Source organism: Pseudomonas sp. TE3644 (genome assembly GCF_056278815.1).
The window spans coordinates 5756836-5780384 of sequence record NZ_JBWBQF010000001.1; the positions used below are offsets into that span (position 1 = coordinate 5756836).

Annotated in this window: 22 protein-coding genes; 16 read left to right on the forward strand and 6 right to left on the reverse strand. The window is 63.7% G+C overall.

Annotated elements, in window-relative coordinates; translation table 11 throughout:
* The first annotated feature begins 843 nt into the window (after nucleotides 1-843).
* From urtA to ACZ9GA_RS25535, 12 genes are all read left to right on the forward strand, one after another.
* Nucleotides 844-2109: an urea ABC transporter substrate-binding protein gene (gene urtA, locus ACZ9GA_RS25480; protein ID WP_455925253.1), complete on the forward strand. Its 1266-nt coding sequence runs from the start codon at nucleotides 844-846 to the stop codon at nucleotides 2107-2109.
* A gap of 138 nt (nucleotides 2110-2247) precedes the next feature.
* Nucleotides 2248-3789 carry an urea ABC transporter permease subunit UrtB gene (urtB, locus tag ACZ9GA_RS25485; protein WP_457359906.1) on the forward strand — a complete coding sequence of 514 codons (1542 nt, stop codon included), beginning with the start codon at nucleotides 2248-2250 and terminating at the stop codon, nucleotides 3787-3789.
* Nucleotides 3789-4868 carry an urea ABC transporter permease subunit UrtC gene (gene urtC, locus ACZ9GA_RS25490; protein WP_027979660.1) on the forward strand — a complete coding sequence of 360 codons (1080 nt, stop codon included), beginning with the start codon at nucleotides 3789-3791 and terminating at the stop codon, nucleotides 4866-4868. Before urtB ends, urtC begins: the two co-directional genes overlap by 1 nt.
* Nucleotides 4865-5725 carry an urea ABC transporter ATP-binding protein UrtD gene (gene urtD, locus ACZ9GA_RS25495; RefSeq protein WP_457359904.1) on the forward strand — a complete coding sequence of 287 codons (861 nt, stop codon included), beginning with the start codon at nucleotides 4865-4867 and terminating at the stop codon, nucleotides 5723-5725. The genes urtC and urtD overlap by 4 nt, the downstream gene beginning before the upstream one ends.
* A 115-nt stretch (nucleotides 5726-5840) precedes the next feature.
* Nucleotides 5841-6539 carry an urea ABC transporter ATP-binding subunit UrtE gene (gene urtE / locus ACZ9GA_RS25500; protein WP_457359903.1) on the forward strand — a complete coding sequence of 233 codons (699 nt, stop codon included), beginning with the start codon at nucleotides 5841-5843 and terminating at the stop codon, nucleotides 6537-6539.
* A 30-nt stretch (nucleotides 6540-6569) separates the two neighbouring features.
* Nucleotides 6570-7409: an urease accessory protein UreD gene (locus ACZ9GA_RS25505; protein WP_457359901.1), complete on the forward strand. Its 840-nt coding sequence runs from the start codon at nucleotides 6570-6572 to the stop codon at nucleotides 7407-7409.
* A gap of 115 nt (nucleotides 7410-7524) precedes the next feature.
* A complete protein-coding gene (locus ACZ9GA_RS25510; RefSeq protein WP_457359899.1) occupies nucleotides 7525-7827 on the forward strand; it encodes an urease subunit gamma in 303 nt (100 codons plus the stop codon).
* A gap of 8 nt (nucleotides 7828-7835) precedes the next feature.
* A complete protein-coding gene (locus tag ACZ9GA_RS25515) occupies nucleotides 7836-8369 on the forward strand; it encodes a GNAT family N-acetyltransferase (protein ID WP_455925260.1) in 534 nt (177 codons plus the stop codon).
* Between the two features lie 6 nt (nucleotides 8370-8375).
* Complete coding sequence (locus ACZ9GA_RS25520) at nucleotides 8376-8897, forward strand: GNAT family N-acetyltransferase (protein WP_457359897.1); 522 nt, start codon at nucleotides 8376-8378, stop codon at nucleotides 8895-8897.
* Between the two features lie 10 nt (nucleotides 8898-8907).
* Nucleotides 8908-9213 carry an urease subunit beta gene (locus ACZ9GA_RS25525; RefSeq protein ID WP_455925262.1) on the forward strand — a complete coding sequence of 102 codons (306 nt, stop codon included), beginning with the start codon at nucleotides 8908-8910 and terminating at the stop codon, nucleotides 9211-9213.
* 132 nt (nucleotides 9214-9345) lie between these two features.
* Complete coding sequence (gene ureC / locus ACZ9GA_RS25530) at nucleotides 9346-11046, forward strand: urease subunit alpha (protein ID WP_457359895.1); 1701 nt, start codon at nucleotides 9346-9348, stop codon at nucleotides 11044-11046.
* Between the two features lie 101 nt (nucleotides 11047-11147).
* Nucleotides 11148-13766 (forward strand): dermonecrotic toxin domain-containing protein, encoded by a 2619-nt coding sequence (locus tag ACZ9GA_RS25535; RefSeq protein ID WP_457359893.1) that lies wholly within the window; start codon nucleotides 11148-11150, stop codon nucleotides 13764-13766.
* On the opposite strand, the gene ACZ9GA_RS25540 is transcribed toward ACZ9GA_RS25535, so the two are convergent.
* Both ACZ9GA_RS25540 and cbpA read right to left on the reverse strand, forming a co-directional pair.
* Complete coding sequence (locus ACZ9GA_RS25540; RefSeq protein WP_455925265.1) at nucleotides 13763-14068, reverse strand: chaperone modulator CbpM; 306 nt, start codon at nucleotides 14066-14068, stop codon at nucleotides 13763-13765. The two genes, ACZ9GA_RS25535 and ACZ9GA_RS25540, sit on opposite strands and share 4 nt — an antisense overlap.
* 2 nt (nucleotides 14069-14070) lie before the next feature.
* Nucleotides 14071-15030 carry a curved DNA-binding protein gene (gene cbpA, locus ACZ9GA_RS25545; RefSeq protein ID WP_457359891.1) on the reverse strand — a complete coding sequence of 320 codons (960 nt, stop codon included), beginning with the start codon at nucleotides 15028-15030 and terminating at the stop codon, nucleotides 14071-14073.
* Nucleotides 15031-15293: 263 nt separating this feature from the next.
* Between cbpA and ACZ9GA_RS25550 the strand changes: the two genes are divergently transcribed.
* The gene (locus ACZ9GA_RS25550) at nucleotides 15294-16559 is read left to right on the forward strand and encodes an Hsp70 family protein (RefSeq protein ID WP_457359889.1); all 1266 of its coding nucleotides are present in this window, start codon (nucleotides 15294-15296) and stop codon (nucleotides 16557-16559) included.
* A gap of 97 nt (nucleotides 16560-16656) precedes the next feature.
* Here the strand turns inward: ACZ9GA_RS25550 and ACZ9GA_RS25555 are convergent, their stop codons facing one another.
* Both ACZ9GA_RS25555 and ACZ9GA_RS25560 read right to left on the reverse strand, forming a co-directional pair.
* The gene (locus ACZ9GA_RS25555) at nucleotides 16657-17667 is read right to left on the reverse strand and encodes an AI-2E family transporter (RefSeq protein ID WP_457359887.1); all 1011 of its coding nucleotides are present in this window, start codon (nucleotides 17665-17667) and stop codon (nucleotides 16657-16659) included.
* A gap of 177 nt (nucleotides 17668-17844) precedes the next feature.
* Nucleotides 17845-18144: a PsiF family protein gene (locus ACZ9GA_RS25560; RefSeq protein ID WP_457359885.1), complete on the reverse strand. Its 300-nt coding sequence runs from the start codon at nucleotides 18142-18144 to the stop codon at nucleotides 17845-17847.
* Between the two features lie 182 nt (nucleotides 18145-18326).
* Between ACZ9GA_RS25560 and ACZ9GA_RS25565 the strand changes: the two genes are divergently transcribed.
* Complete coding sequence (locus ACZ9GA_RS25565) at nucleotides 18327-19202, forward strand: DMT family transporter (protein ID WP_457359883.1); 876 nt, start codon at nucleotides 18327-18329, stop codon at nucleotides 19200-19202.
* Here ACZ9GA_RS25565 and ACZ9GA_RS25570 read toward each other — a convergent pair.
* Nucleotides 19199-20089: a lipase family alpha/beta hydrolase gene (locus ACZ9GA_RS25570; RefSeq protein WP_457359881.1), complete on the reverse strand. Its 891-nt coding sequence runs from the start codon at nucleotides 20087-20089 to the stop codon at nucleotides 19199-19201. The two genes, ACZ9GA_RS25565 and ACZ9GA_RS25570, sit on opposite strands and share 4 nt — an antisense overlap.
* A gap of 118 nt (nucleotides 20090-20207) precedes the next feature.
* On the opposite strand from ACZ9GA_RS25570, the gene osmE reads away from it, so the two are divergent.
* Together osmE and ACZ9GA_RS25580 are read left to right on the forward strand one after the other, a co-directional pair.
* Nucleotides 20208-20555 carry an osmotically-inducible lipoprotein OsmE gene (osmE, locus tag ACZ9GA_RS25575; protein WP_457359880.1) on the forward strand — a complete coding sequence of 116 codons (348 nt, stop codon included), beginning with the start codon at nucleotides 20208-20210 and terminating at the stop codon, nucleotides 20553-20555.
* Nucleotides 20556-20682: 127 nt separating this feature from the next.
* On the forward strand, nucleotides 20683-21210 hold the full coding sequence (locus ACZ9GA_RS25580) for a ferritin-like domain-containing protein (RefSeq protein WP_457359879.1): 528 nt from the start codon (nucleotides 20683-20685) through the stop codon (nucleotides 21208-21210).
* 117 nt (nucleotides 21211-21327) lie between these two features.
* Here the strand turns inward: ACZ9GA_RS25580 and ACZ9GA_RS25585 are convergent, their stop codons facing one another.
* Nucleotides 21328-23403, reverse strand: coding sequence for an AsmA family protein (locus ACZ9GA_RS25585; RefSeq protein WP_457359877.1), 2076 nt, complete (start codon nucleotides 23401-23403; stop codon nucleotides 21328-21330).
* Nucleotides 23404-23549 lie beyond the last annotated feature (146 nt).

The window sequence follows — 23549 nt, forward strand, 5'->3', positions numbered from 1 at the left end:
CATGATGCGGCTGAGCGCAGGGAAAACCTCAAAAAAACACACGTCAATGGCAGGCGACCGCGTTAGGGCTGACAGGCGCTAGCCAAGGCATTTGCAGCGCCCTTTAGATCGAGCGCCGCCCGCGCGGCGCGACCCGGCCTCACGGCCGGTGCTACATTTGTTGCAACGTGCCATGGCCTATGGGACTCGCGTTGTCGGCCTTGTTTGCACGGCATCAGAACGCGTTGCTGCGAAAACGTCCTACAAAGTAACCTCATTTTCAGAAACGTCTGACTTGAGCTCACTCCGTACCAGGGATAGCCTCCTCTGGTCGCTGAAATCAGCGGCCAGGCGTGCAAGCCGATGCCACCGGCGACAAGCTGTTGGCCCGCGCGGTGATGCCGCTGATTGAAAGCGCCAAGGCTTTGGTGGATGCCTGCACCGCAACCTGACGCCATCGCGGCCAAGGCCGGCTCCTACGCGGTCGGTGGTAGGAGCCGGCCTTGGCCGCGATGCAGACGACGCGGTCCTGTAGCAGCTGCCGAAGGCTGCGTCACGAGCGACGCGGTGGGTCAGACGGTGCGCGCCGCCTGTGACGCGACCTGACGGTCGCTGCTACAGATGGCGTTGCACTCAACGCAGCGGTGGGCGATTGCCAGCAACACCGCTAGCAATGCACCAGCAATGCCCAACCCCACGCACCGCCCTGCCAAACGCGCACCAGCCCGGTGCAGCCGTGCGACCTCCACCGCCCTCAAAGCGCCATCCCACGGCCCCGCACCACTTCGGCACACCCCTTGCAATCTCCCTGGCAGAAGTCGCCATCTGCCCCACTAAAAAACCAAATCAAATGGAGATTGCACCATGAAGCGTCGTAGCTTGATCAAGGCGTTTACCCTCACGGCGTCCATCGCCGCCATGGGCATGAGCTGGACCATCCAGGCCGCCGATACCATCAAGGTCGGTATTCTGCATTCGCTGTCGGGCACCATGGCAATTTCCGAAACCTCGTTGAAAGACGTGGCCCTGATGACCATCGACGAGATCAACGCCAAGGGCGGCGTCAATGGCAAGAAGCTGGAGCCGGTGGTGGTGGACCCTGCGTCCAACTGGCCGCTGTTCGCCGAGAAGGCCCGCCAGCTGCTGACCCAGGACAAGGTGTCGGTGGTGTTCGGCTGCTGGACTTCGGTGTCGCGCAAGTCGGTACTGCCGGTGTTCGAGGAGCTCAACGGCCTGCTGTTCTACCCGGTGCAGTATGAAGGCGAAGAAATGTCGCCCAACGTGTTCTACACCGGCGCTGCGCCTAACCAACAGGCCATCCCGGCAGTGGAATACCTGATGAGCGAAGACGGCGGCAGCGCCAAGCGCTTCTTCCTGCTGGGTACCGACTACGTCTACCCGCGCACCACCAACAAGATTCTGCGCGCCTTCCTGCACTCCAAAGGCGTGAAGGACAGCGACATCGAAGAGGTCTATACCCCGTTCGGCCACGCCGATTACCAGACCATCGTTGCCAACATCAAGAAGTTCTCCGCCGGCGGCAAAACCGCGGTGATCTCCACCGTCAACGGCGACTCCAACGTGCCGTTCTACAAGGAACTGGCCAACCAGGGCCTGAAGGCGACCGACGTGCCGGTGGTGGCGTTCTCGGTGGGCGAGGAAGAACTGCGCGGCATCGACACCAAGCCGCTGGTGGGTAACCTGGCCGCCTGGAACTACTTCGAGTCTGTGGATAACCCGGTCAACACCAAGTTCGTCGCCGACTGGAAAGCCTACGCCAAGGCGCACAACCTGCCGGGCGCCGACAAGGCCGTTACCAACGACCCAATGGAAGCCACCTACGTGGGCATCCACATGTGGGCCCAGGCCGCCGAGAAAGCCAAGTCCACCGATGTGGATAAAGTGCGCGAAGCCATGGGCGGCCAGACCTTTGCCGCGCCGTCGGGCTTCACCCTGACCATGGACAAGACCAACCACCACCTGCACAAGCCGGTGATGATCGGTGAGATCCAGGACGACGGTCAGTTCAACGTGGTGTGGCAGACCAAGGAGCCGATCCGCGCCGAGCCATGGAGCCCGTTCATCCCGGGCAACGACAAAAAGCCTGATTACGCAGTGAAGAGCAACTAACCCTGTAGCCGCTGCCGAAGGCTGCGCTGGCCCTGAGCCTCACTGCAAATTTTGGGTGTACTCAGGGGCCAGCGCAGCCTGTCGGCAGCGGCTACATGCGTGACGCCATCCGTTTTTTTCGCTGCCCAGGACGCTGCCATGTCCCTCTATCGCCTTCTGCTGTCCCTCATCCTGCTGCTGCCCCTGGCCGCCCACGCCAGCGACGCTGACGACTTCGTCGCCGGCAGTTCCGCGCAGCAGGCCCAATTGCTGGAAACCTGGGCCGCCGAGCCCGTTCCCGAACGCCTCGACCTGCTGCTGGCGCTGCAGGACGGTCGGGTGTCCATGGACGCCGACAAACACGCCGTCATCGAAAAACCCGACGCGCCTGCCGACAGCAATCTGCGCAAAGTGCGCCTGAACAACCGCCTGCGCGGCCTGGTGGATAACGCCCTGGCCAGCCAGCAACTGCTCAACAACGACAAGGCCGTGCGCCTGGCCGCCGCACAGCAACTGCAGAAAAGCGCCCAGCCTGCCCAGCTGAAACTGCTGGACCACGTGGTGGCCGGCGAACAGGACAGCACCATCAAGACCGCCCTGAGCCTGGCCCTGGCCAACCTGCAGCTGGTAGACCCCGACCCGGCCGTGCGCCTGGCGGCGGTACGCCTGCTGGGCGACACCGGCGAACCCATGGCCCGCACCCGCCTGGAAAACCTGCTGCAACCCGACGTCGAAAAAGACCCCGGCGTGCGCACCGCCGCCGAAACCAGCCTGGTGCAGGTCAAGCGCAAGCTGATGATCGGCGACCTGCTGGGCCAGGCCTTCAGTGGCATGTCCCTGGGTTCGATCCTGCTGCTGGCGGCCTTGGGCCTGGCGATCACCTTCGGCTTGCTGGGCGTGATCAACATGGCCCACGGCGAGATGCTGATGATCGGCGCCTACTCCACTTACGCGGTGCAGATCCTGTTCCAACGCTTTGCCCCCGGCGCCATCGAGTTCTACCCGCTGGTGGCGCTGCCGGTGGCGTTCTTCGTCACCGCCTGCATCGGCATGGCGCTGGAACGCACCATCATTCGCCACCTGTACGGCCGCCCGCTGGAAACCCTGCTGGCCACCTGGGGCATCAGCCTGATCCTGATTCAGGCCGTGCGCCTGATGTTCGGCGCGCAGAACGTGGAAGTGGCCAACCCCGAATGGCTGAGCGGCGGCATCCAGGTGCTGCCCAACCTGGTACTGCCCTACAACCGCATCGTCATCATCGCCTTCGCGCTGTTCGTGGTGGTGCTGACCTGGCTGCTGCTGAACAAGACCCGCCTGGGCCTGAACGTGCGCGCCGTCACCCAGAACCGCAACATGGCCGCCTGCTGCGGCGTGCCCACAGGGCGCATCGACATGCTCGCCTTCGGCCTGGGCTCGGGCATTGCCGGGCTGGGCGGCGTGGCCCTGAGCCAGATCGGTAACGTGGGCCCGGAGCTGGGCCAGGGCTACATCATCGACTCGTTCCTGGTGGTGGTGCTGGGCGGCGTCGGTCAGTTGGCCGGCAGCGTCTCGGCGGCCTTCGGCCTGGGCATCGCCAACAAGATCCTGGAGCCGCAGATTGGCGCGGTGCTGGGCAAAATCCTGATCCTGGCGCTGATCATTCTGTTTATCCAGAAACGTCCGCAGGGCCTCTTTGCATTGAAAGGACGGGTGATCGACTGATGAACCAACCATTGATGGTAACCGCCGCGCAAAAGGCCGGCCCCAAGGCCACGATCGCCATCGGCGCCCTGGTGGTGCTGGTGCTGGTGGCCCTGGCGCTGATGTCGCTGCTGCCTGACACCAGCAGCCTGCAGGTGTCGGCCTATACCCTGACCCTGGTGGGCAAGATCCTCTGCTACGCCATTGTCGCCCTGGCCCTGGACCTGGTGTGGGGCTACGCCGGGCTGCTGTCCCTGGGCCACGGCCTGTTCTTCGCCCTGGGCGGCTACGCCATGGGCATGTACCTGATGCGCGAGTCGGCCGGCGATGCGCTGCCGGCGTTCATGACCTTCCTGTCGTGGACCGAGCTGCCCTGGTACTGGACCGGCACCCAGCACTTTTTGTGGGCCATGTGCCTGGTGGTGCTGGCGCCGGGGCTGCTGGCGCTGGTGTTCGGCTTCTTCGCCTTCCGCTCGCGGATCAAGGGCGTGTACTTCTCGATCATGACCCAGGCGCTGACCTTTGCCGGCATGCTGCTGTTCTTCCGCAACGAGACCGGCTTTGGCGGCAACAACGGCTTCACCAACTTCCGCAGCATCCTGGGTTTCAGCATCACCTCGCAGGGCACCCGTGCGGTACTGTTCCTGCTCACCGTGGCGTTGCTGGTGGGCAGCCTGCTGCTGGGCTGGCGCCTGGCACAGAGCAAGTTCGGCCGCGTGCTGACCGCCCTGCGTGACGCCGAGAACCGCCTGATGTTCTGCGGCTACGACCCGCGCGGCTTCAAGCTGTTCATCTGGGTGCTGAGCGCAGTGCTGTGCGGCCTGGCGGGCGCGCTGTACGTGCCGCAGGTGGGCATCATCAACCCCAGCGAAATGTCGCCCACCAACTCCATCGAAGCCGCCGTATGGGTGGCGCTGGGCGGCCGCGGCACGCTGATCGGCCCGCTGCTGGGCGCCGGTCTGGTCAACGGCATGAAGAGCTGGTTCACCGTGGCCTTCCCCGAGTACTGGCTGTTCTTCCTGGGTGCGCTGTTCATCATCGTCACCCTCTACCTGCCCAAGGGCGTCATCGGCCTGATCAAGAAAAGGGGCGAACAATGAAGAGCACGCCTACCCCCGAGTTCATGCTCGAACCCATCCTTGAGCCCAACCGCGACGCCGGCACCAGCCGCGACGCCATCGGCCTGGGCCAGCGGGTGGACGGCGCGCTCAGCGCCCGCCACGGCACCATCCTGACCCTGGAAGACATCAGCGTCAGCTTCGATGGCTTCAAGGCCCTGAACAACCTCAACCTGTACATCGGCGTGGGCGAGCTGCGCTGCATCATCGGCCCCAACGGCGCGGGCAAGACCACGCTGATGGACGTGATCACCGGCAAGACCCGCCCCAGCCACGGCAAGGCCTGGTTTGGCGAAACCTTGGACCTGACCAAGATGAGCGAGGTCGACATCGCCCAGGCCGGCATCGGCCGCAAGTTCCAGAAGCCCACGGTGTTCGAGGCGCTGAGCGTGTTCGAGAACCTGGAGCTGGCGCAGAAAACCGACAAGTCGGTGTGGGCCAGCCTGCGCGCGCGGCTCACGGGCGAGCAGAAGGACCGCATCGACGAAGTGCTCAACACCATCCGCCTGACCACCTCGGTGCGGCGCCCGGCGGGGTTGCTGTCCCACGGGCAGAAGCAGTTCCTGGAGATCGGCATGCTGCTGGTGCAAGACCCGCAACTGTTGCTGCTGGACGAGCCAGTGGCGGGCATGACCGATGCCGAAACCGAGTTCACCGCCGAGCTGTTCAAGACCTTGGCCGGCAAGCATTCGCTGATGGTGGTGGAGCATGACATGGGCTTTGTCGACACCATCGCCGACTACGTCACCGTGCTGCATCAGGGCAGCGTGCTGGCCGAAGGGTCGCTGCAGCAGGTGCAGGCCGATGAGCGGGTGATCGAGGTTTACCTCGGCCGCTAGCCTCTAGGGCCTCTTCGCGGGCAGAGCCCGCTCCCACAAGGCTCATGATCAGCCCAGCCTTTGTGGGAGCGGGCTCTGCCCGCGAAGAGGCCGCCACAGACAGGAATAAAAAACTATGCTCCAGGTCGAAAAGCTTCACCAATACTACGGCGGCAGCCACATCCTGCGCGGCCTGTCCTTCGACGTCAAAGTCGGCGAAGTCACCTGCCTGCTGGGCCGCAACGGCGTGGGCAAGACCACCCTGCTCAAGTGCCTGATGGGCCTGATCCCGTCCAAGGAAGGCCAGGTGCAATGGGAAGGCAAGCCCATCACCGGCTTCAAGCCGCACCAGCGCGTGCACGCCGGCATCGCCTACGTGCCCCAGGGGCGCGAGATTTTCGGCCGCCTGACCGTGGAAGAAAACCTGCTGATGGGCCTGTCGCGCTTCAGCGCCAGCGAGGCCAAGCAAGTGCCCGCCTTCATCTACGAACTGTTCCCGGTGCTGCTGCAAATGAAGCACCGCCGTGGCGGCGACCTGTCCGGCGGCCAGCAGCAACAACTGGCCATCGGCCGCGCCCTGGCCAGCCGCCCGCGCCTGCTGATTCTTGACGAGCCCACCGAAGGCATCCAGCCGTCGGTGATCAAAGAGATCGGCGCGGTGATCAAGAAGCTGGCGGCGCGGGGCGACATGGCGATTCTGCTGGTGGAACAGTTCTATGATTTTGCCGCCGAACTGGCTGACCACTACATCGTGATGTCCCGCGGCGAGATCGTGCAGCAGGGTCGCGGTGAAAATATGGAGGCCGAGGGTGTACGCGGCCTGGTAACCATTTAATCTGCACGCAAACCAATAACGAACACGCCTATGAACCTGCCCGTCTCCACCGCCCTGTACACGCCCAGCTGGCACGCCGAGCTTGAGCTGGGCTACGGCCGCTTCGGCGACACCACCCGGCCCACCCAGCGCCGCCACCTTGGCCCGCTGCGGGTACAGAAGCACCTGTACGCCGAGGGGCCCGAGGTGTGCCAGCACATCATCGTGCACCCGCCTGGCGGCATTGCCGGCGGCGACCGCCTGGACATCAGTGTCGATGTCGGCACCAATGCCTGGGCGCAGCTGACCAGCCCCGGCGCCGCCAAGTGGTACCGCGCCGCCGGGCCCGCTTACCAGACCCTGAACCTGAGCGTGGCCCCCGGCGCGACCCTGGAGTGGCTGCCGCAGGAGACCATCGTCTACAGCGCCGCGCAGGCAGAGCTGCAAACAACCATCGAGCTGCAAGGCGATGCCCGTCTGGTGTATTGGGACGTGGTTGCCCTAGGCCGCCCGGCGGCCGATGAGCGCTTTGAGCGCGGGCATTTCCAAAGCCACGTGGACATCCGCCGTGACGGCGAGCTGCTGTGGCATGAGCGCCAGCGTGTAGTGGGCGACGACGGGCTGCTGGATTCGCCCATGGGGCTGGATGGCCACACTGTGTTCGCCACCCTGCTGGTGAGTGCCGATATCAGCCCCGAATTGCTTGAACAATGCCGCGCCTTGAAAGGCCAGGTGCGTGGCGACCTCAGCCAGCTGCCCGGCCTGCTGGTGGCCCGCTGCCTGGCCCATGAGGGCCTGCACGCACGCGACTGGCTGATCGCCCTGTGGAAACTGCTGCGCCCCGAGGTGCTGGGCAAAGAAGCCCTGGCCCCCAGAATCTGGAGCACCTGATTTGCTGACCCCTTCGCGGGCACGGCCCGCTCCTACACGACCGCGCATTATCTGTAGGAGCGGGCCGTGCCCGCGAAGAGGCCAGCAAACCCAACGAAGAACATATGGAAGAACCATGGACCTGACACCCCGCGAAAAAGACAAAATGCTGATCTTCACCGCCGGCCTGGTAGCCGAGCGCCGCCTGGCCCGTGGCGTGAAGCTCAACTACCCGGAAGCCATGGCCTACATCTCGGCCGCGCTGCTGGAAGGCGCCCGCGACGGCCAGACCGTCGCCCAGCTGATGCACTTCGGCACCACCCTGTTGACCCGCGACCAGGTGATGGAAGGCATCCCGGAAATGATCCCCGAGATCCAGGTGGAAGCCACCTTCCCCGACGGCACCAAACTGGTCACCGTCCACCAACCCATCGCCTGAGGCCTGCCATGACCTTCCGCATTCGCGACGCCGTACACGCCGACCTGCCCGGCATCCGCGACATCTACAACGACGCCGTGGCCAACACCACGGCCATCTGGAACGAGCAACCGGTGGACCTGGGCAACCGCCAGGCCTGGTACGCCGCACGCCAGGCCCAGCACTACCCGATCCTGGTGGCCGTGGACGCAGCCGACGCCGTGCTGGGCTACGCTTCATTTGGTGACTGGCGTCCCTTCCAGGGTTTCCGCCAGACCGTCGAACACTCGGTCTACGTGCGCAACGATCAACAAGGCAAGGGCCTGGGGCCCGCACTGATGAACGCCCTGATCGAACGCGCACGCGGCTGTGACAAACACGTGATGGTGGCCGCCATCGAAAGTGGCAACGCGGCCTCGATCCGTCTGCACCAGCGACTCGGTTTCACGATCACGGGGCAGATGCCCCAGGTGGGCAGCAAGTTCGGCCGCTGGCTGGACCTGACCTTCATGCAACTGATCCTGAACCCGGGCGCCGAACCTTCCCCGACTCCCGTGGAGTAAGCCGCCATGAATGCCGCCCAATTGCGCCGCGTCACCGTTGAAAGCTTTGCCCACTACCGCCAGGGCCTGGTCGAGTTGCTGCTGGACTCGATCAAGCAGGGGGCGTCCATCGGTTTTCTGACCGACCTGGACGCCCATGAGGCCAACAGTTACCTCGACGAAGTGAAGAACCGCATCGCCATCAATGACCTGGTGCTGTGGGTGGTAGTGCGTGACGAGCAAGTGCTGGCCAGCGCGCAATTGGTGTTCTGCAAGCGCGTGAACGGTTTGAACCGTGCCGAGGTGCAGAAGCTCATGGTACGCAGCGACGCCCAGCGCCGTGGCATGGGCCAGCAGTTGATGGAAGCGGTGGAAGTTGCCGCGCGCCAGTACAAGCGCGGCCTGCTGCACCTGGACACCGAGGCCGGCTCGCCCGCCGAGGCGTTCTATCTGTCCCAGGGCTACAAGCGCGCCGGGCAGATCCCCGGCTTCGCCAGCCGCCCGGACGGCGAATACACCGCCACGGCGTTTTTCTACAAGACCCTTTAAGGAGGCCTGAATGATCCCTGGCCAATACCAGATCCAGCCCGGCGACATCGAGCTCAATGTCGGCCGCCGCACCCTCAGCCTGACCGTGGCCAACAGCGGCGACCGGCCCATCCAGGTGGGCTCGCATTACCACTTCTTCGAAACCAACGACGCCCTCACCTTCGACCGCGCCGCCAGCCGCGGCATGCGCCTGAACATCCCGGCCGGCACCGCCGTGCGTTTCGAGCCGGGCCAGAGCCGCGAAGTGGAACTGGTGGACCTGGCCGGCAACCGCCGCGTGTTCGGCTTCGCCGGCCGCATCATGGGCGACCTGTAATTTCGGCGTTGCTCTTTTCGCGGGCACGGCCCGCTCCTACAGGTACAGCGGTGCCTCTGTAGGAGCAGGCCGTGCCCGCGAAAGTGAGCGAAGCGAACGGTCTCAAGCACACCGAATTCCCAAAGGCAGACAATGAAAATCTCAAGACAAGCCTACGCCGACATGTTCGGCCCCACTGTCGGCGACAAGGTGCGCCTGGCCGACACCGACCTGTGGATCGAAGTGGAAAAGGACTTCACCACCTACGGCGAAGAAGTGAAATTCGGCGGCGGCAAGGTAATCCGTGACGGCATGGGCCAGGGCCAACTGCTGGCCGCCGAGGTGGTGGATACGCTGATCACCAACGCCCTGATCATCGACCACTGGGGCATCGTCAAGGCCGACGTGGGCCTGAAGGACGGCCGCATCGCCGCCATCGGCAAGGCCGGCAACCCCGACATCCAGCCCGACGTGACCATCGCCATCGGCGCCAGCACCGAAGTCATCGCCGGTGAAGGCATGATCCTCACCGCCGGCGGCATCGACACGCACATCCACTTCATCTGCCCGCAACAAATCGAAGAAGCGCTGATGAGCGGCGTTACCACCATGATCGGCGGCGGCACGGGGCCGGCCACCGGCACCAACGCCACCACCTGCACCTCGGGGCCGTGGCACATGGCGCGCATGCTGCAGGCCGCCGACTCGTTCCCGATGAACATCGGCTTCACCGGCAAGGGCAACGCCAGCCTGCCCGAGCCGTTGATCGAACAGGTGAAAGCCGGCGCCATTGGCCTCAAGCTGCACGAAGACTGGGGCACCACCCCGGCGTCCATCGACAACTGCCTGAGCGTGGCCGACCAGTACGACGTGCAAGTGGCCATCCACACCGACACCCTCAACGAGTCCGGCTTCGTGGAAACCACCCTGGGCGCGTTCAAGGGCCGCACCATCCACACCTACCACACCGAAGGCGCCGGCGGCGGCCATGCCCCCGACATCATCAAAGCCTGCGGCTTCCCCAACGTGCTGCCCAGCTCCACCAACCCGACCCGGCCGTTCACCCGCAACACCATCGACGAACACCTGGACATGCTGATGGTGTGCCACCACCTGGACCCCAGCATTGCCGAGGACGTTGCCTTCGCCGAAAGCCGCATCCGCCGCGAGACCATCGCCGCCGAAGACATCCTGCATGACCTGGGCGCGTTCTCCATGATCAGCTCCGACAGCCAGGCCATGGGCCGCGTGGGCGAGGTGATCACGCGCACCTGGCAAACCGCCGACAAGATGAAAAAGCAACGCGGCCCGCTGGCCGAGGACGTGGCCGGCAACGATAACTTCCGCGCCAAGCGCTACATCGCCAAGTACACCATCAACCCGGCCATCACCCACGGCATCAGCCATGAAGTGGGCTCGATCGAGATCGGCAAATGGGCCGACCTGGTGCTGTGGCGCCCAGCGTTCTTCGGCGTCAAGCCGACGCTGATCCTCAAGGGCGGCGCCATCGCGGCCAGCCTGATGGGCGACGCCAACGCCTCCATCCCCACCCCGCAGCCGGTGCACTACCGCCCCATGTTCGCCAGCTACGGCGGCTCGCGTCATGCCACCAGCATCACCTTCATCAGCCAGGCAGCGCTGGACGCCGGCGTACCCGAGCAGCTGGGGCTGAAGAAGCAGATTGGCGTGGTGAAGGGCTGCCGCACCGTGCAGAAGACCGATCTTATCCACAACGGCTACTTGCCCGCGATCGACGTCGACCCCCAGACCTATCAGGTCAAGGCCGACGGCGTGCTGCTGTGGTGCGAACCGGCGGACACGCTGCCCATGGCCCAGCGTTACTTCCTGTTCTGACCCCGGCGGGGGCTGCGCGCCAGCCCCCGCTAACTATCTACCGCCAGGCCCCCCCTGCGGTTTCCTAGAGTACCGGCTTCCCTACCCACCAGGAGCCGGACATGTCCGCTGCCCACGCAGTCACCCTCAAGGAAATCGGCGCCATCGCCGACCGCTACTACGAAAACTTCCCGGACGTGCGCACCTGCGCCCGAGACTGGGCGATCAAGCTGCTGAAGTTCCACACCGACCAGAACCTGGACCCCGACCAGGTGTACTGGCTGGACTTCGACAACGCCCAGAACAGCCCACTCACCCATACTGGCCAGCAACACTTCGGGCCACCCAAGCAAGCCATCAGCATGACCGAACTGGTGTTGCGCCGCTTCGACATGTTCTACCAGGTCAACTTCGACCTGCTGGACCAGATGTCAGGCTTCTACACCACCAAGGACGCCACCCGCTTCGACGAAACCAATGAGGTGCTGCTGGCACCGTCCTCGATCATGCACGAGTTCTGGGCCACGGATTTTTCCAGCTACTACAACAAGCGCTTGGACGGCTTTCTGCAACGCTGCGGCCGCGATGGCCGGCTGCTGCTCAAGGTGTTGTTTTTCGCATTCAGCTGGCGCGCCTACAACGCCGGCTCCCTGAGCCGCAACCAGCTGAAGACGGTCATCAACACGGTGGCCGGTACCACCGGCATGCCGCCCAGTGTGCAAAACCTGGACACCGAGTTCACTGCCCGCAAGCTGGCCACAGTCCATACCTTCAGCCTGGGCGACTTGAGCGCACGGGACATCCTGCGCATCAAAACCCAGGACCAGCACGAGATCCTGTACATGGCGCCCGGCTGGTTCAAGGTATTCCACAATGAACAGGAAATGTACGACTGGCTGCGCGATACCGCTGCCGATGCCTACACCCGTGATCGCCTGCTGGAGCACTTCGCCAACCCCGACGACCCAACCGTAGCGCCACGCTCGGTGCTGTTGCCGATCATGGAACGTATCCGCACCACCCCCTGGCGTGCCGACCAGCAGCTGCTCAACGTCAATACCCAGACGCTGCAGGGTGATGTGTTCACCTTTCTGTTCGAACAGGTAGCGATGCGATTGAAACAGGACGCCCGCGTGCTGCTGCAAAGCAACTATGAGCTGCGCAAGGAGCTGTTCCTGGTAGACCTGGATGCGTTGGTGCGCATCACCGCCCCCCTGGCCCCGGGTGACCCGGCCATTGCCCTGGTGACAGTGGCAGCGGGCTCGTTGAGTTTCGGCTCGCACCTGGCCAAGGCGGTGCATGGTAAAGACAGAGCGTCCCGCCAGGCCGGGTTCCGCGCCGCGGTACTGGACGCAGTGACCATTCTGCTGGATGTTCCACTGCTCAAGAGCACCGGGGACAGCGCCTTGAGCGAGTTCGCCGACCTGGGCCTGGGCGAGGAGCTGCTGGCTACCGAGGTAGCCAGCGTCGAACCGGTGCCGGACAGCCACCCGGCCTTGCGCGCCCTGGCCGTGGACCTTGATCCGGAGCCCTTCCCCCAGGGCGTTGGCATACGTCGCGGTGTGTATCAGCAGGACGAAACCCATTCGTACATCCGCATGGCCGGGCAGGTCTATCAAGTGCGCTATATCGAGCTGCTGGAGCGCTGGGTAATCGTCGACCCGGCCAACCCCGCCAGCCTGTACGGCAGCTGGCCGGTGGAGCGCAACTGGCGCGGCAAGTGGGAGCCCTTCGTGATGCGCGTCACCGCGCCCGTGCAGCAGGTGCTGCATACGCCAACCGATCCGGCGCACCCACTGGCCAAGGCACGGCGGCTGAGCCTGCAACTGCGGCAACTGGACGTGTCCAAGAGTTATCACGACATGGCCGAAATCCTGATTGGTCGCGACGCCGACAACTTCATGAACGCGGCACTGGACGGGGTGTTCAGCAGTGCCCGCAGCGAGCTGGTCAACCTGCGCAAGGCGCTGGCACGCCAGGCCAATGAATTCTTCGACGCCCCGCCGGCCCGCGACGTGCCGGCGGTACCCGTCATCACCCGCAACATGACCCCTTCACGCTTCCTGGAGGAAGTGTATTCGGATGCCTACGGGCTGGTACTGGGTGACTCGCGCAGTGGCATGGCCGGGCGCAAGTTCCTGATCAAGTACATGGCGCAACTCAAGCAGGATGGGGTGGATACGCTGTACATCGAGGGGTTGGCCAACGACCTGCATCAACAGCTGCTGGACCAGTACTGGAATACCAACAGCATGCCACGGGAACTGGAAAAACAACTCAAACGGATGAACAACCGCAGCGAACTACTCGACCTGGGCCGCTACACGCCCTATAGGGTCGTAACCGAAGCTCGACGCCAGGGCATCAAGCTCAAGGCCCTGGACTGCGCCGCCAGCCTGTCCGGCCAAGGCCTGACCGATGTGCCGGCCAACACCGCGCGGCGCATGCGGGCCTACTACGCCTTCAAACGCATCGAAGCGCACCAGGCGGGAAACCCCGAGGGCAAATGGATAGCCTTGCTGGATCAGACCCGCGCCTGCACATTCAAAGGCACGCCAGGGCTTGCGGACCTGACGGGCAGCGTCAGCCTGCGGGTCAAGGACATTGATCGCGGGTTGGTACCGCGCTTGAGCCTGGACAAGGGCGAGGTGCTGAAAACGGAGATGGCCCCCATCCGCGCCAACGTACTGCTGGAGATGGGTACTCTGGAGGCCCTGATAGACGAGGAAACCATTTTCTAGCCTTGCAAAAACCGCCCCAGGCGCTGGCGCAGCATGGCGTTCTCGGCCCGCAGGTCGTGGACCTCTTCCAGCAGCTCCAGCGCCAGCGCCACGCCTTCCCATTCCAGCTCAAGGTCGTGATGCAACTTGGCCGCGCGGCGGGCGATGCCCGGCGCGTGGTCATCGAACAGCCATTCATCCGGCGTTCGCCCCTGTGGTTCGACAATGCCGTGCTCGACGATCTCGATCACGAAGGCCGGCGACAAGTCGACGGCCTGACAGAAGCTGTGCATATCCAGTTGAACGTACAGGGGGCTGCTCATGATTAACGACTCCAGTTGGCGCGTGGGTCGAAGGCCGCTTTCTCCGACAGGGTTTTCCACAGTGCCTGGGTGGCTTCATCGGCGTGCGGTGGCATCACCACCTTCAGCTGTGCGTACAGATCACCGCGCTCGCCCTGCTTGCGCTGCAGGCCATTGCCCTTCACGCGCAGGCGTTGGCCGCTCTGGCTGTCGGGGCGGATGGTGAGGTTGATGCGCCCGGTCAGGGTCGGCACCGCCACCTTGGTGCCCAGCGCCGCTTCCCACGGCGCCAGGGGCACGGTGATGATCAGGTCATGGTCTTCCACATCGAACATCGGGTGCGGGGCAAAGCGCACGATCAGGTACAGGTCGCCATTGGCGCCACCACCCACGCCCGGCGCGCCCTGGCCCTTGAGGCGGATGCGCTCGCCGTCGGTGACACCGGCCGGGATCTTGACGTTGAGGGTCTTGGTGGTATGGCCCGTCTGCTGGCCAGCCGCGTTGTGCTGCGGCACCTGGAAGCTGATCTGCTTCGATTCGGTGGCCAGGGTTTCCTCAAGGAAGATCGCCAGTTCCATTTCCACGTCTTGTCCTCGCCTCCCGGCGCTGCGTTGCTGGCCGCGGCCAAAGGGGTTGCCATTGCCGCCACGCCCGGACGAACCGAAGATGGAGCTGAAAAAGTCGGAGAAGTCGCCGGCGCTTTCCTCGAAACCGCCACCGCCGCGGCCCTGCCAGCCTGGCGGGCCCTGGAACGGACGGCCGTGCTGGCCGTACTTGCGGATTTCGTCGTACTCGGCGCGTTTTTCCGGGTTGCTCAGCGCTTCATAGGCCTCGGAGGCCTCCTTGAATTTGTCCTCGGCGTTCTTTTCCTTGCTGACGTCGGGGTGATATTTGCGTGCCAGCTTGCGATAGGCGGTCTTGATCGCCTTGTCGTCCGCCGTCGGCTCCACGCCCAATATCTTGTAGTAGTCTTTGAAGTCCATCTAAGGATCACCATCCGTTTATCGGGATCGCGAGGTCATTCCACATAGTGTAGAGACCCGGCGATGAGGTGTAAGTTTATCGACTGCCGGCAGGCTTTGTTGAAGGGCCGTGGGCGCAGTCGTGAGGAATGACTGCAAGATTGGGGGCCGCATGCCCGGTTTCAAGGTGTGACCGCGCGGCAATTAAAGCAGCGATGGCCTTGATTATCGCTGCCACTGGCATAAACTGCGCGGCCGTTTTTTGCACAGAATCCGGCAACGACATGACCAACCAAACCCCGGCCCGCGCCTGCGGCATCGACTTCGGCACCTCCAACTCCACTGTCGGCTGGCACCGTCCGGGCGTCGACACCCTGATTGCGCTGGAAGACGGCAAGATCACCCTGCCGTCGGTGGTGTTCTTCAACATCGAGGAACGCCGCCCGGTGTACGGCCGCCTGGCGCTGCACGAGTACCTGGAAGGCTACGAAGGGCGCCTGATGCGCTCGCTCAAGAGCCTGCTGGGCTCCAAGCTGATCAAGCACGACACCAGCGTGCTGGGTACCGCGCTGCCATTCAAGGACCTGCTGGGCATGTTCATCGGCGAGTTGAAAAAGCGCGCCGAAGCCGATGCTGGCCGCGCCTTCGACGAAGTGGTGCTGGGCCGCCCGGTGCATTTCGTCGACGACGACAAGGCGGCCGACCAGGAAGCCCAGGACACCCTGGAAGACGTGGCGAAGAAAATCGGTTTCAAGGAAGTGTCATTCCAGTTCGAGCCTATCGCCGCAGCCTTCGACTACGAGTCGAGCATCCAGCGCGAAGAGCTGGTGCTGATTGTCGACATCGGCGGTGGTACCTCCGACTTCTCGCTGATCCGCCTGGCCCCCGAGCGTCACAACCTGGACGACCGCCACAGCGACATCCTGGCCACCGGCGGCGTGCACATCGGCGGTACCGACTTCGACAAGCAGCTGAGCCTGCAGGGCGTGATGCCGCTGTTCGGCTACGGCAGCCGCATGAAAAGCGGTGCCTTCATGCCCACCAGCCACCACATGAACCTGGCCACTTGGCACACCATCAACTCGGTGTACTCGCAGAAATCCCAGCTGGCCCTGGGCAGCATGCGCTACGACATCGAAGACACCGACGGCATCGACCGCCTGTTCAAGCTGATCGACCAGCGCGCCGGCCACTGGCTGGCCATGGAAGTGGAAGAAACCAAGATCCAGCTGACCCATGCCGACAACCGCCTGGTAGCGCTGGACCGCATCGAGCCGGGCCTGAGTGTGGACATGACCCGTGCGCTGTTCGAGTCGTCCATCGACACCCTGCTGGAGCGCGTGCGTGGCAGCGTTACCCAGTTGCTGAGCGATGCCGGCGTAGGCGTGGCGCAGGTGGATACGGTGTTCTTTACCGGTGGTTCCAGCGGTATCCCGGCGCTGCGCAACAGCGTGGCGGCGATGCTGCCCAATGCGCGGCATGTGGAAGGGAACATCTTTGGCAGCATTGGTAGCGGTTTGGCGATTGAAGCGCGCAAGCGTTACGGCTGACACCTGTAGCCGCTGCCGCAGGCTGCGCTGGCCCTGGTTTTCAACGCTGAAATCACCGCGTATGAAAGGGCCAGCGCAGCCTTCGGCAGCGGCTACATCACACGAGCTCGGCGCGCCGCAGTTCGCTTTTCAGATACGCGTAGTAAACCGGCCCCGCCACCACCCCCGGCAACCCGAACGCCGCCTCGAAAATCAGCATCGCCAGCAGTAATTCCCACGACTTGGCCCTGATCTGACTGCCCACGATGCGGGCGTTGAGGAAGTACTCCAGCTTGTGGATCAAAATCAGCCAGCCCAATGCAGCCGCCGCCACCCAGATCGATACCGACAGGGCAATGGTGGTAATCAACGCATTGGAGATCAGGTTGCCGATCACCGGCAGCAGGCCGAGGATGAAGGTCAGCACCACCATGGTTTTGTGCAGGGGCAACTTGATGCCGCACAGCGGCAGGATCACCAGCAGGAACACCGAGGTGAACACGGTATTCAGTGCGGCGATTTTGATCTGCGCGAAGACGATGTTGCGGAAGGCCTGTACCAGCAGGGTCAGGCGTACCAGCAGGGCGCCGGCCAGGGGCTTGGTCTGTGCCTCGGGCGGGATACGGTTCAAGGCAACAATGGCGCCCAGCACCATACCAATCAGCAAGGTCACGAAGGTGCGTACCGCATCCTTGCCCACCAGTTGCAGTTCCGCCAGGTGCTTGCTGACCCAGTCGCTGATCGCCGAACGGAATTCCGTCACGTTGGCCGGCAAATAAGCATCGATCGACGGCGGCAGTTGCCCACGGGCGCGATTGACCACGTCCATGAACTTGTCGAGGAAGGCACCGGGGTTTTCGGCCTCGTGCATCAGGAAACTGATGGCCAGGGCAAACACCACTGCCAGCAGACTGACAATCACCGTGCCCAGCAGCGCCACCGCCACCCAGCGGGCGCGCGGCCCCGAGATCAGGTGCTCAAGCTTGGGGGTGAGCATGTTGACCAGTTCGTATACCAGCAGGCCTGCAAGCAGGCTGGGCAACAGGCGCAGGGGCATCACCAGCAACAGACCACCAAAGACGATGATCAGGCTGGCCCATAACACATGACGCTGGGAAAACGTTGGCATACAGCCTCGAACATGTAACACATGAAAGGACCGGCAGTCTGCCAGCCTTCGCCTGGCAGGGCCAGTGCTCCTTGGCACCGCGTAGCCGCTGCCGCCAGGCTGCGCTGGCCATGTGCCACACTGGAGGTCTGCAGTGTACTCGAAGGCCAGCGCAGCCTGGCGGCAGCGGCTACGGGGTTATTTCTTCAGGCAGGTGCTCATGAAGGTCTTGCGCGCATCCCCGGCCAGGTTCTGGGTCTTGGCCGAGGCATTGCAGGTGCTCATTTTCTGCTGCTGTGGGGTCAGGGTCTTGGTAGCGGCCGCAGGCGTGGCTTTCAGGCAGGTACTCATGAAGGTCTTGCGCTCATCGCCCTTGAGGCTCTTGGCAGTGGCGTCGGCGTTGCAGGTGGTCATCTTGTTCTGTTGCGCGGTGGCGGCGAAACCTTGCGAACACAGCAGCAGGCCGAGCACCAGCAGAGGCGCGTGGAGCATTTTCATGGAGTTTTCTCCTTGGCGCCGCGCTGGGCCGCGCGGCATTGACCTGAAGTGTAGACAAAGTTTGTAACACGCCCGCCAACCCGGGATGTGTCGGGTTTGTGGGGTCGGTTGACCGGTTATCAGTAGGTGCAACGGCGCACATGCAGGGATAATCGCGCCTTATCGACTGACAGGCGTTCCCCATGCAATACGCGTTTCCGTTGTTGGCCATTCTGATCTGGGCCGGCAACACCGTGATCAACAAGATGGCCGTTGGTGCCATCTTCCCCGCCGAAATCGGCTTTTACCGCTGGGTACTGGCCGCCGTGCTGTTCACCCCGTTCCTGCTGCCCAAGGTCTGGGCCAATCGCAGCGTCATCCGCCCCCACTTGGGCAAAATCTTCGTGCTCGGCCTGCTGGGCATGGCCGTATACCAGAGCCTGGCCTATTTCGCGGCCGCGCTGACCAGCGCCACCAACATGGGCATCATCCTGTCGCTGATGCCGCTGATGTCCCTGACCCTGGCCATCATCAGCCTGGGCCAGCGCCTCACCGCAGGGGCCATGTTCGGCGCGATCCTGTCGCTGGCCGGGGTGCTGGTGGTCGTCTCCGGCGGACACTTGGGCAATCTGCTGGCCCACGGGCTTAACCGCGGCGACGCCATGATGCTGCTGGCCACCCTGGCCTATGCGGTGTACAGCACCCTGCTGAAGAAATGGCAGTTACGCCTGCCGCCGCTGCAATTGCTGTACTTGCAGGTATTGGTGGCGATCATCGTGCTGCTGCCCCTGTATGTGCTGTCGCCCAAGGTGGGCCTGGGCACGGGCAATATCGGCCTGGTGCTGTACGCCTGCCTGCTGGCCTCGATGATCGCGCCGCTGGCCTGGATGCAGGCGGTCAGCCGCCTGGGCCCGAGCCGCACGGCGCTGTTCTTCAACCTGCTGCCGTTGGTGACCGCGCTGATCGCAGCGGCAGTGCTGCACGAGCAACTGGGCCTGTACCACCTGGTCGGTGGCCTGCTCACCCTGGGCGGCGTGGTGCTGGCTGAGCGCTGGACCACCCCGCTGGGGCGCGCCTAGAGCCCTGCACCTGCCAGCCGTGCGGCGTGTTCAGTGAACAGCCGCACCGGCTCGGCGCCCTTGCCCACCAGGCCCAGGGACTGGTTGACGATATCCAGGTGGTCCATGGGGTAATCGTCGCCAATCACCTGGCCCAGGTGCGAGCTGAAGCGCCCCACCATGCCATCGCACTGCCCGGCTTCGCGCACGAAGGTGCGGGCAAACAGCTTGCAGCTTTGGTGCGAACCGTCCAGGCGGTTGCCTGCGCCATCTGCACCCGGGGCCTGCAACACGCCGGACCACGAGTAGTAATGCACGCCGTTGACCACCGGCTCCCCCTGCCCGCCCCACGTAGCCGGGATGCCCTGTGGATAACGCTGGTTGAACAGCGCCACCCCGGCGCAGGTCAGCGAACCATGGGAGCCGTGCACGTCGATGGGCAGAATCGGCCCGCGCCAGCCGGTCTCCAGGGCGCCCATCAGCAGGCCCAGCAGGTACAGCACGAAATGCAGCAGGCGACCGCCCACCGAGTTATGCGGGTAGCGTCTTTCCAGGTAGTCGGCCAGTTCAGACCCATGGTTAGGCCCGGCCACCGAAGTAACCGAGGCCACCCATTCCGGGCGCTTCGCAGCGGCGTAACGCGCAGTGAGCGCGCCCTGGCTATGCCCGATCAAGTTGACCCTGGCGGCGCCCGTCTCGTGACGGATGCGCTGAATGATCAGCAACAGTTGCTCGCCGCGTACCTCGGTGCTGTTGATCGGCGACACCTGCACCGGGAACACCTGCGCGCCGCCACGACGCAACGCCCGCACGATACCGAACCAGTACGGGTACAGCAGCAGCCGCACGAAGCCGAGCATGCCGGGCACAAGGATGATGGGGTAGCGCGTAGCGCCGGGCTGGTTCATGGCGGTGACATCCTTGAGGGCAAGTTCCAATACTAGCGCACTGACATCGAACTCCTGCGTTGCGCCGTTGCCCCAATACTACGGGGCCACTATTGGCTCATTCGAAGGAGCGACACCTATGTACAAGCAAACCCTGGCTGCAGTGTGCGTACTGGCTTCGCTGGCGGGCTGCGCCAACTCCAAGGTCGAAAACCCGGTGGACTTCGTCACCTACCGCAACGAGCCCCTGGTCAAACAGGTGGAAAACGGCATGACCATGCAGCAAGTCATCGCCATCGGCGGCACGCCTTCTTCGGTGGTGGACGGCAACGGCAAGACCAGCGCCGGTACCTGCAACAACTACGTGCTCAACACCGACGGCAAGCAGCAGGCCTACTACGTCACCTTCGACGCCAGCGGCCATGTCGACAGCAAGGGTTTCATGACCTGTGCGCAACGCACGGCCAACGTGAAAGCCATGCCCTGACGTCGCGCCGATAAAACTTTCCGCCGTGCCGCGTACTCACAACCTCTGAACCGATCACGCCGGGCGCCCGTTGAATGACGGGCGCGATAGAGCCTGACGACCCCAACCGTATAGCCTGGAGATGCTCATGACTATTGAATTGATCGATAAGAACACCCTGCGTGAACGCGCTCGCAAGAACGTGGACAACGGTGCGGTGACCGAAGGCTATGAGGGTGACCGCGAGGAAATCATTCGCCTGCTCAATGATTCGCTGGCCACTGAACTGGTGTGCGTGCTGCGTTATAAACGCCATTACTACATGGCCAAGGGCGTGAAGGCGCAAGTGGCAGCCGCCGAATTCCTGGAGCACGCCACCCAGGAAGCCGAACACGCCGACAAGCTGGCCGAGCGCATCGTGCAACTGGGCGGCGAGCCGGACTTCAACCCCGACAGCCTCAGCAGCCGTTCGCACGCCGAGTACAAGCCCGGCAACACTTTGAAGGAAATGGTCTACGAAGATTTGGTGGCCGAGCGCATCGCCATCGACAGCTATCGGGAGATCATCCAGCATATCGGTGACAAGGACCCCACCACGCGCCGTGTGTTCGAAGACATCCTGGCCCAGGAAGAAGAACACGCCGACGACATGGCGGATATCCTCGAAGGCCTCTGATTCAACCCCACCCCGTAGCCGCTGCCGCCAGGCTGCGCTGGCCCTCCCCTCCACCCTTTACATCCAGGGTGTACTCGAGGGCCAGCGCAGCCTGCCGGCAGCGGCTACGTTTGGGTCTCAGCGGGTGCTGGGGACGGTTTTCGGGGCTTTGCCGGCCTTCATCTGCTCCAGCAACGGCGTGCACTGGTTAGGTTCGCCGCCACTTGGCGCCACCAGGGCCAACAGGCCGGCCGCTGGCGCAGCCACCACCCCAAGCGCAATCATCCCCGCCCCACGCAACAGCAGCGGCACCGCCTGCACGCCAGCACTTGGCTTGGCAAACGGGCCGCGCACGTACAGCGGCGAACGCAGCGACAGCAGGCGGAAGCCCTTGGATTCAGGGTTGATCTTCAGGTCCAGTTGCTCGGTCTTGAAGTTGGCCGTGCCGTCGATGTAGATGATCGCGTTCTCGGTGTCGAACACGAACAGCCGTGGCGCTGCCAGGCCGTCCTTGATACCCAGGTCGGCTGCCGCGCAGTTGATCTTCACTTCGTTGTCGCCAAAGATCTTGCCCATCACGTAGTTGCCCACGTTCAGGCCGGCGATCTCCATCAGCCCGCGGCTGATGGCACCGTCATTGATCAACAGTTTCAGGTCGCCATTGGAGGTGCCCAACAAGGCCGCCACGGAATTGCCAGTGCCGGAAATGTCCGCATCACCATTGAGTTGGCCGAAACTGGTTTTCATCGGTTCGAACGTCGGGAACAGCTGTTTGAGCTTGAAGCCCCGTGCCGTCAGCTTGGCCCGGCCCTGCAAGGGCGTGGTGCGGCCATTGAGGCTGATCTGCGCGTCGAGGTTGCCGCCGGCCACGCCAAAACGCAGCGGCTCAAGCTTCAACTGGCCGTCATCGAGGATCAAGTGCGTATAGAGGTCGGTAAACGGCAGCTCTTTGCTCTGCACAATCTTCTTGCCGGTGAACTCGACATCGGCATCCATGGTGCGCCAGCGTTCGGTGCGGAACTCCTCAACCGGCAGCACCTTGCCCGTCGGTTGCTTGCTATCGCTGCCACGCGCAGCCTGCTTGGCGTTGGAGTCGGCACCGATCAGCGGCGCCAGGTCAGTGAACAGCAATTGATTGGAGACCAGCTTGCCGGTCAGCTTGGGCCGCGGCTGGCTGGCCACGAAGCTCAGGTCGCCGTGAATGTCGCTGTCACCGATCTTGCCGTTGAAATCCTGGTAGTCGAAGGTCGCCCCGGCAGGTTCGTGCAGTTTGGCCTGCAGGTGACCGTCAGTGGAATACGGCGGCGAGTCTGGCAGCGTTACGCCCGTGAGCGGGTACAGTTTGCTCAGGCTGGCGCCTTCCAGCTTCAGCCGCAGATCCAGCGCGCCCAGGTTGCGTGGATCGGTCAGGGTACCGGCCACGGCCACGTGGGTGTCGGCAATGCGCACGTCTGCCTGTACGGGGAAGGGTTTGGCGGCGTCCTGCAAGGCCAGCAGGCCGCCGATCTTGCCGGTGCCGTTTACGGGCTGGTCCTTGTAGCGCCCCGTGACCTTGAAGCCGAAGGCATAGTCCTGAGCGGTGGCACCCTGGTCGCTGACCTTCTTGGCCGCGCCGCTGCCGACGATGTCGCTGAAGGGGATCGGCTTGCCCAACGGGTCGATGAGCACATCGGCGTGGGCCTTGAGCGTCACGTCGTCATACACCACGTGGCCCTTGTCAAAACCGATGGAGCCAATGTCCATCACCCACTTCGACGGTTCGGCATTGGGGTCTTTGGGGCCGAAATCGAAGGTCCAGTTGGCACGGCCATCGGCCAGGCGCTGCAAGTTGGCGTCGGGCTGGGTCAGGTCAATGCGCGGGATGACGATGTGCTGGGCCAGCAGGGGCAGCGGTGACAGGCGGAATTCAACACGCTTGAGGCCGACCATCTGCGGCTGCTTGGACCATTCAGGGTTGCCCAGGGTCAGGTCCTCGGCCACGAAGTGCGGCCAAGGCACCCAGGCGCGCCAGCCGCCCTCCTCCGGTTCACGCGACCACAGCACGTCGAGGTTGCCATTGATGGCAAACGGTCGATGCAGCGCCTCGGACACCTTGGCGTTCAGCGTCGGTTTGACGCGGTTCCAGTCGAAGGTGGCGATCACCACCACCAGTATTGCGATCAGCACCACGAAGGTGGCGACTACCCAGGCCAGGATCTTGCGGGGGCGCGTCATGCACGAATCTCCAAGTGACAGCGGGGGCGGCCCGCTCGGTTGCAGCATTACCTTAGGACTGGCAAACAGCCTGGGGGTTTAACCGGATTGATGAAATCGGCGAACACAGCGATCGACGAACGTTCCACGGTGGCGCATTTTCCCCG